Raw genomic sequence first — 6,546 nt, forward strand, 5'->3', positions numbered from 1 at the left:
TATTTCTCCAGCTACAACATGGCGAACATCAGCTGGAAGTCAGCCGCCGCCATTTACCACAGGTAAGAGAACTGCTGCGCACCCTGTCGGCGGCGGGCGACTGAGAATCGTCTACGACCCACAAAGTGGGTAGTTTATGACAGCTCCGGCGGGCTGTCAGGGAGGGAGTGCATTCAACGCACCGATCTTCTGGCCGCGTGGATACCTGGCAATAATACTCTCGCCAGGACGCAGAGCTCGCTGAGAAATGAGTGAAATCAGAGTTCTTTGCGCCGTGGCGGCTCTGCGAGATAAGAGGTTGATTATTGCAGGCGGTTGTCCGCGGCAGGCTGCAGCGACACATTCATCGGTCGCAGTCGCTGCAAGGCCAGATCGATCGCATCGTCCAGTTCACCGCCATAAAAGTCGACGGTCGTCAGCCCGAGAATCCGCTCGGCCAGTTCATGGCCGCGATAATCGACAAACACCACCGTCGGTGTGACACTGGCCCGGTAACGCATGGCGATCTCATCCGGCTCGCGCCACTGGCCGTCAAAATCTCTTATCTCCTCGAAGGAATCGAGTTTGATCTTGCGCATGATCACCTTGTCGGTATAGTCACCGCTTTTGCGCATCGGTTCGAGAAATTGCTGCAGTACCTGCTCACAATAACTGCAGCCGGTTTGCGAAAACATGATCAGGATCGGCAGGTTTTGTCGGCGCGCCAGCTGACCATCGGCTTTGAGATCCCCGGTACGGGGCACCTTGTAAGCGGGCGCCTCCTGACTCGCCGCACTCACGGGCAGCGTCATCAGCAGAGGTAACAGTGAAGTGAGAAGCAAGCGTCTTAACATCGGGGCATCGGGGCCAGTTGGAATTGGTGTATTATAAAGGTTTGTACGAATCGCTCCGCAAAAGTTTTATAATCTCTTTTTATCTACCTATTAATTTAACACCAAGAGTAAGGCATGACCGATATTCTCCGCATCGCGACACGCAAAAGTCAGCTGGCCCTGTGGCAGGCCGAGTACGTCAAGGCCGCGCTGGAAGCCATTCACGCCGATCTGCAGGTGGAGCTGGTCAAAATGACCACCCAGGGCGACAAGATCCTCGACACCCCGCTGGCCAAGGTGGGCGGCAAGGGATTGTTCGTCAAGGAGCTGGAGAACGGCCTGCTGACCGGCGAAGCTGACATCGCCGTGCATTCAATGAAGGATGTCCCGGTGGAGCTGCCCGAGGGGCTGCACCTGCCGGTCATCTGTCCGCGCGAAGACCCGCGCGACGCCTTCGTCTCCAACCGCCACCCGAACCTGGAGGCATTGCCCGAGGGGGCCCGCCTGGGCACCTCCAGCCTGCGCCGCCAGTGCCAGATCGCCGAGTTGCGGCCGGATTTGCAGATCATCGATCTGCGCGGCAACGTTAACACCCGCCTGCAAAAACTCGACGACGATCACTACGAGGCCATCATCCTCGCCGCCGCCGGCCTCAAACGGCTCGGCTTCGAGGAACGTATCACCCAGTTCCTGGGCCCGGAGCTCAGCCTGCCGGCCATCGGCCAGGGGGCGGTCGGCATCGAATGTCGCCGCGACGATGAGCGTGTCAACCAGTTGATTGCCCCGCTTAACGACAAGACCACCGCGCTGCGGGTGCGCGCCGAACGGGCCATGAACCACCGCCTCAATGGCGGTTGCCAGGTCCCGATCGCCGGCTACGCCGAGCTATCCCACGGTGTCATCCTGCTGCGCGGTCTGGTCGGGCGCACCGACGGCAGCGAAACCGTGCGCGGTGAAATTGCCGGCCAGCCGGAAGACGCCGACGAACTGGGCCGGGTGCTGGCCGAGGACCTGCTCTCGCGCGGCGCCGACGCGATCCTGGACGCGCTGTATGCCGAATGATCTGGCTGGCTTGCGGGTGCTCATCACCCGCCCGTCTCACCAGAGCGCCGACCTGCAACATCAACTGGAGCAGGTCGGTGCCCGGCCGCTGCTATTCCCCCTGCTGGCCATCGACCAGCCTGCCGACCCCACCACCGCGCAACAGGCCCTGAGCCGGGTGCAGGAGTCTGACCTGCTCATCTTCATCAGCCCCAACGCCGTGCACCACGCCCTTGCCCTGTCGCCCGAGGGCCTGCCCAACAACCTGACACTCGCCTGTGTCGGCCGCGGCACCGCCCGTGCCCTGGAACAACAGACCGGGCGTGCGCCCGACCTGATGCCACAGCAGGGCCACGACAGCGAGGCGCTGCTGGCGCTGCCGGCCCTGCAGGAGGCACAGATTCGCGGCAAAAAGGTGCTGATCGTGCGCGGTGAGGGCGGACGGGAAAAACTGGCGACAAGCCTGCGTGCCAGAGGCGCGCAGGTAGAGTATGCTGAAGTGTATCGTCGCGTGACACCGGCCAACGATCCTGAAACCCTGCTCGGGCCGTTGCGCCGGGGCGAGATTGATATCATCAGTCTCAGCAGCAGCGAGGCTCTGGCCAACCTGCTCGAGTTTGGCCAGAGTGAACAGGAAACATTGCAACACACCCCGCTGGTGGTGTTTCATCAACGCATTGCCGACGCCGCCCGGCAACGGGGTTTTACCGGACCGATACTGGTCTGCGAACAACCCGGCGATCAGGGACTGCTCGAGACCCTGCGCCACTGGCGCCATGCTGAGTAACAGGTCATGACTGACAACGACAAGCCACACGACGAAACGATCCCGACCGGGGACGACGACGCCGAGAACCCGGAAGTCACCGAATCGGGCGAGACGAATCCGGAGAATACCGGTGAACCGGCCCCCCGTGCGCGCGGCGCCGGCGTTGCCCTGTTTATCGCCTTGCTGGGACTGCTGGGCGCCCTGGGCGTGGGAGCCGGCGGCTATTATCTGTGGCAAACCCAGCAGCAGCTGGCCGACGAACAACGCCAGCAACTGACGGCGCTGGAAGAAACCCTCACCGGCCTGCGCCGTCAGCACAGCAACCAGAACAGCCGCCAGGACGATCAGTTGCAACAGCTACAAACCCGCCAGCAAAACCTGGATGACGCCCTGCAGACCCTGATAAAAAGCCGCAGCCATCTGCGTAACGACTGGCTGCTGACCGAGGCCGAATACCTGCTCAAACTGGCCAATCACCGGCTGCTGCTGGAACGGGACGTGGCCACCGCCATCGTCGCCCTGCAATCGGCCGACGAGCGATTGCATGAAGTGGCCGACCCCGGCCTGCTGAAAATCCGCCAGCGTATCGCCGCCGACATTAATGATTTGCGCGCCGTCAATCAGCCCGATCTGGCCGGCCTCTCCTTCACCCTGAGCAGCCTGGCCGGAGATATTCCCCGCCTGCCGCTGGCTACCCCCGATCCGCAAACCCGGCAACAGCTCGACGCGGCCGCCTCGCAGAGCGACAAGGTGGAGACCTGGCGCGAACTGCCGACCGCCCTGTGGCAGGACCTCAAATCCCTGGTCGTAATTCGCCAGCATGATGAACCGATCCAGCCGCTGTTGGCCCCCGAGCAACGTTTTTTCCTGACGCAGAACCTGCAGTTGCAACTGGAGCAGGCCCGCCTGGCCCTGCTCAACGGCCAGACCCGCGTCTATCGCGAGCGGTTGCAACAGGCCCGCCAGTGGGTGGAAACCTATTTTGACACCGAGCAGGCACCAACCCGCCAGACGCTCGAGCAGCTGGACCAGCTGGCCGAACAGGAAATTCATCCCGCGCTGCCGGACATCAGCGACACCCACCAGGCACTGGAGCGCTTCCGGCAACAACGACGCCTCGACGACAAGTCACCGTCGCAGGGCAGTGACACTCCCACCGACACAACCGAAAGCGCCGACTCATGAAGTGGTTGTTTACGGCTTTCTTGATTCTGCTGGCGGCCGTGCTCCTCGGCCTGCTGGCCTACCAGGACCCGGGCTATGTGTTGATCAGCCGGGGCCAGACCACACTGGAGATGAGTCTGTCGCTGTTCGCCAGTATCGTGGTGATCGGCTTTCTTCTGCTCTATTTTCTGATTCGCACGCTGGTGCGCGGCTGGCACGTACCGGGCCGGTTACGCCGCTGGCGTCAGTTGCGGCGCCGGCGCAAGGCCCGCCACTCCTCCAATCGCGGTCTCATCGAGCTGGCCGAAGGCAACTGGCGACGCGCCGAACGGGCCCTGATCAATCATGCCAAAGACAGCGATACCCCGCTGCTCAATTACCTGTCAGCCGCCCGCGCGGCGCAAAAACAGCATGCCCACGAACGCCGCGATCACTATCTGTCGCTGGCGCATAACAGCGCACCCGGAGCGGATATCGCGGTGGAACTGACCCAGGCGGAGCTGCAACTGGCTCACGGTCAGCTTGAACAGGCGCTGGCCTCGCTGATGCATTTGCAATCACTGGCACCGCGCCATCCCCATGTGCTCTATCTGCTGGCGCAGCTATACGAGCAACTGCACAGCTGGGGCGATCTGCAGGCCCTGTTACCCAAACTCGACAAATATCATGTGCTCGACGAAAAGGAACATGAGCGGTTAAGCAAGACCGTCTATCGCAACCTGTTACAGGTCAATGGCCACAAAGCTGAAAATCTCAACAGCATCTGGCAACAGATTCCGCGGAACCTGCGTCACGATCAGGATCTGGTGGAAGTATATGCCTCGCATCTGATCGCACTGGAGCAACACGATACGGCCGAGACGATCCTGCGCGATGCGATCAAACGGGAATACAACAGCGAGCTGGTGCGCCTTTACGGGCTGGTCCAATCGACCAGCCCGGATCGCCAGTTACAACAGGCGGAGCACTGGTTAAAAGGGCGGGAAAACAACGCCAATTTACTTCTGACCCTGGGACGACTGGCGATGCGCTGTGAATTATGGGGCAAGGCTCGCAGCTATCTGGAAGCCAGCCTGGGCAACCATGAATTACCGGAGACCTACCGGGAGCTGGGTCAGTTACTGGACCAGCTCAATGAAGCGAACCTGGCCGCCGAGTATTATCGCAAGGGATTGTTATTGACGATCTGATGCGGAACCGATCTCGTGTTCACCCGATTGCATCTCACCGACTTCATGGGCAACTTCATCGAACAGGTTGTTACACATCACACGCAGATCGTGTAACTGGTTGACCATGTCGGTCGTCCGCTCGTAGGTGTCACCATGCAGGTCCTGCTGCATGCGATGGGCCGTGCCATGTGCCATACGCAACAAATCGCACAACTGGGCTGTTTCATCCAGCAGACGACTGCCTTTTTCTCCAACTGAATCCATCACCCGCGCGTTCCTTTGTTACGGCAAGACTGTCCCTACTGCAAAGATAGCAGAGCCGGGGGAATTTGCGAATTGCCAAGCCGGTTCAATCTTTGTTGTATTCAAACGCATCCGAATAATAGTGATCCATATCCAGCCCGTGAGCGGGAAACGCGTCCTGACCGGCATAGACCATCGGCGGCGGGCCCGAGGCATAGATAGCGTAACCGGCCAGTTGCGGATGATCGGCGATCACCGCATCGTGCACATAGCCGGTTCGCCCCTGCCAGTGATCTTCCGCCATGGGTTCGGAAAGTACCGGGGTGTAGCTGAAATTGGCGTGTTCTTCGGCCCACTGTTCGGGCAGCCCGGGCAGATACAGATCCCGTTTGGCCCGCGCGCCCCAGTACAGATGCATGGGCCGCTCAATACCCATTGCGAAGGCATGTTCAATCATCCCCTTGATGGGCGCAAAACCGGTCCCGCCAGCCATGAAGATCATCGGCCGATCCGATTCCTCGCGCAGATAAAAGCCGCCAAACGGGCCCTCGATGCGCAGGATATCCTTGACCTTCATCTTGTCGAACACTTCGCCGGTAAAACGGCCCCCTTCGACATGCCGGATGTGTAATACCAGATAGTCATCATCATGTGGTGCATTGGCCAGGGAGAAACTGCGCCGCCGGCCATCCTTGAGAATGAAATCCACGTACTGGCCGGCCAGAAACTGCAGGCGCTCGGTGCTGGGCAGCTTGAGTTTGAGCAGCATGACATCATGATTGAGCCGGCTCATCTCGGCGATGCGGCTCGGGAGTTTTTTAATCGGAATATCCTGGCCTTCGGCCACCTCGCGGGTTTCGATCACCAGGTTGCCCGCGGCCCGCGCCTGGCAAAACAGCGCCATGCCGGTGGTGGCCTGCTCCTCCGTCAACGCCGGGGGCAATTCATCGTCAGGATAGGCGATCTTGCCTTCCACCACCTTGCCCATGCAGGATCCGCAGGCGCCATTACGACACCCGTAGGGCAGGGCCAGACCATGGCGTAGCGCCGCGTCCAGGATCGGCTCATCCTCTTCTACCGGAAAAGTATGACCACTGGGCTCGACTTTGACGGAAAAACTCATAAAATTGCTCAACTTCTCATCACAAAGCGCGGAATTATCTCCTAATGAACCCGGCAGTAAAACCCCCTGAACAGGTATTTATCGTTGGCTGCGGCGACATCGGCCGCCGCGTCGCCCGGCTGTGGCAGGCCGAAGGTATCCCGGTCACCGGTCTGAGTCGCCATGGCGACCGACTAACGGCGGCCGGTATCCCGGCGCACCAGGCCGACCTGGACGACCCGG

The 6,546-nt window shown here is 60.6% G+C and carries 7 protein-coding genes; 4 read left to right on the forward strand and 3 right to left on the reverse strand.

Annotation, left to right across the window (positions count from 1 at the left end; translation table 11 throughout):
* Window positions 1-302: 302 nt before the first annotated feature.
* On the reverse strand, window positions 303-791 hold the full coding sequence (locus RI563_RS09890) for a thioredoxin family protein (protein WP_310694214.1): 489 nt from the start codon (window positions 789-791) through the stop codon (window positions 303-305).
* Between the two features lie 156 nt (window positions 792-947).
* Between RI563_RS09890 and hemC the strand changes: the two genes are divergently transcribed.
* Genes hemC through RI563_RS09910 form a run of 4 tightly spaced genes read left to right on the forward strand, consistent with a single transcriptional unit; the run spans window position 948 to window position 4,976 of the window.
* Window positions 948-1,874 carry a hydroxymethylbilane synthase gene (gene hemC / locus RI563_RS09895; RefSeq protein WP_310694215.1) on the forward strand — a complete coding sequence of 309 codons (927 nt, stop codon included), beginning with the start codon at window positions 948-950 and terminating at the stop codon, window positions 1,872-1,874.
* Window positions 1,864-2,640, forward strand: coding sequence for a uroporphyrinogen-III synthase (locus tag RI563_RS09900; protein WP_310694216.1), 777 nt, complete (start codon window positions 1,864-1,866; stop codon window positions 2,638-2,640). Before hemC ends, RI563_RS09900 begins: the two co-directional genes overlap by 11 nt.
* Before the next feature lie 6 nt (window positions 2,641-2,646).
* Window positions 2,647-3,807 (forward strand): uroporphyrinogen-III C-methyltransferase, encoded by a 1,161-nt coding sequence (locus tag RI563_RS09905; protein ID WP_310694217.1) that lies wholly within the window; start codon window positions 2,647-2,649, stop codon window positions 3,805-3,807.
* Complete coding sequence (locus RI563_RS09910) at window positions 3,804-4,976, forward strand: heme biosynthesis protein HemY (protein ID WP_310694218.1); 1,173 nt, start codon at window positions 3,804-3,806, stop codon at window positions 4,974-4,976. The genes RI563_RS09905 and RI563_RS09910 overlap by 4 nt, the downstream gene beginning before the upstream one ends.
* Here RI563_RS09910 and RI563_RS09915 read toward each other — a convergent pair.
* Window positions 4,962-5,225, reverse strand: a complete 264-nt coding sequence (locus RI563_RS09915; protein WP_310694219.1) for a hypothetical protein — start codon at window positions 5,223-5,225, stop codon at window positions 4,962-4,964. The genes RI563_RS09910 and RI563_RS09915 overlap by 15 nt on opposite strands.
* An 82-nt stretch (window positions 5,226-5,307) precedes the next feature.
* On the reverse strand, window positions 5,308-6,324 hold the full coding sequence (locus RI563_RS09920; protein ID WP_310694220.1) for a CDP-6-deoxy-delta-3,4-glucoseen reductase: 1,017 nt from the start codon (window positions 6,322-6,324) through the stop codon (window positions 5,308-5,310).
* Window positions 6,325-6,546: the final 222 nt, after the last annotated feature.

This window comes from Thiohalophilus sp. (genome assembly GCF_031581315.1).
Classification (GTDB): domain Bacteria; phylum Pseudomonadota; class Gammaproteobacteria; order UBA6429; family Thiohalophilaceae; genus Thiohalophilus.

What these genes read in the sequence shown, in the direction of transcription:
- RI563_RS09890 (WP_310694214.1), bottom strand. Translation starts at nt 791, where the DNA reads ATGACGCTGCCCGTGAGTGCGGCGAGTCAGGAGGCGCCCGCTTACAAG.
- hemC (WP_310694215.1), top strand. Translation starts at nt 948, where the DNA reads ATGACCGATATTCTCCGCATCGCGACACGCAAAAGTCAGCTGGCCCTG.
- RI563_RS09900 (WP_310694216.1), top strand. Translation starts at nt 1,864, where the DNA reads ATGCCGAATGATCTGGCTGGCTTGCGGGTGCTCATCACCCGCCCGTCT.
- RI563_RS09905 (WP_310694217.1), top strand. Translation starts at nt 2,647, where the DNA reads ATGACTGACAACGACAAGCCACACGACGAAACGATCCCGACCGGGGAC.
- RI563_RS09910 (WP_310694218.1), top strand. Translation starts at nt 3,804, where the DNA reads ATGAAGTGGTTGTTTACGGCTTTCTTGATTCTGCTGGCGGCCGTGCTC.
- RI563_RS09920 (WP_310694220.1), bottom strand. Translation starts at nt 6,324, where the DNA reads ATGAGTTTTTCCGTCAAAGTCGAGCCCAGTGGTCATACTTTTCCGGTA.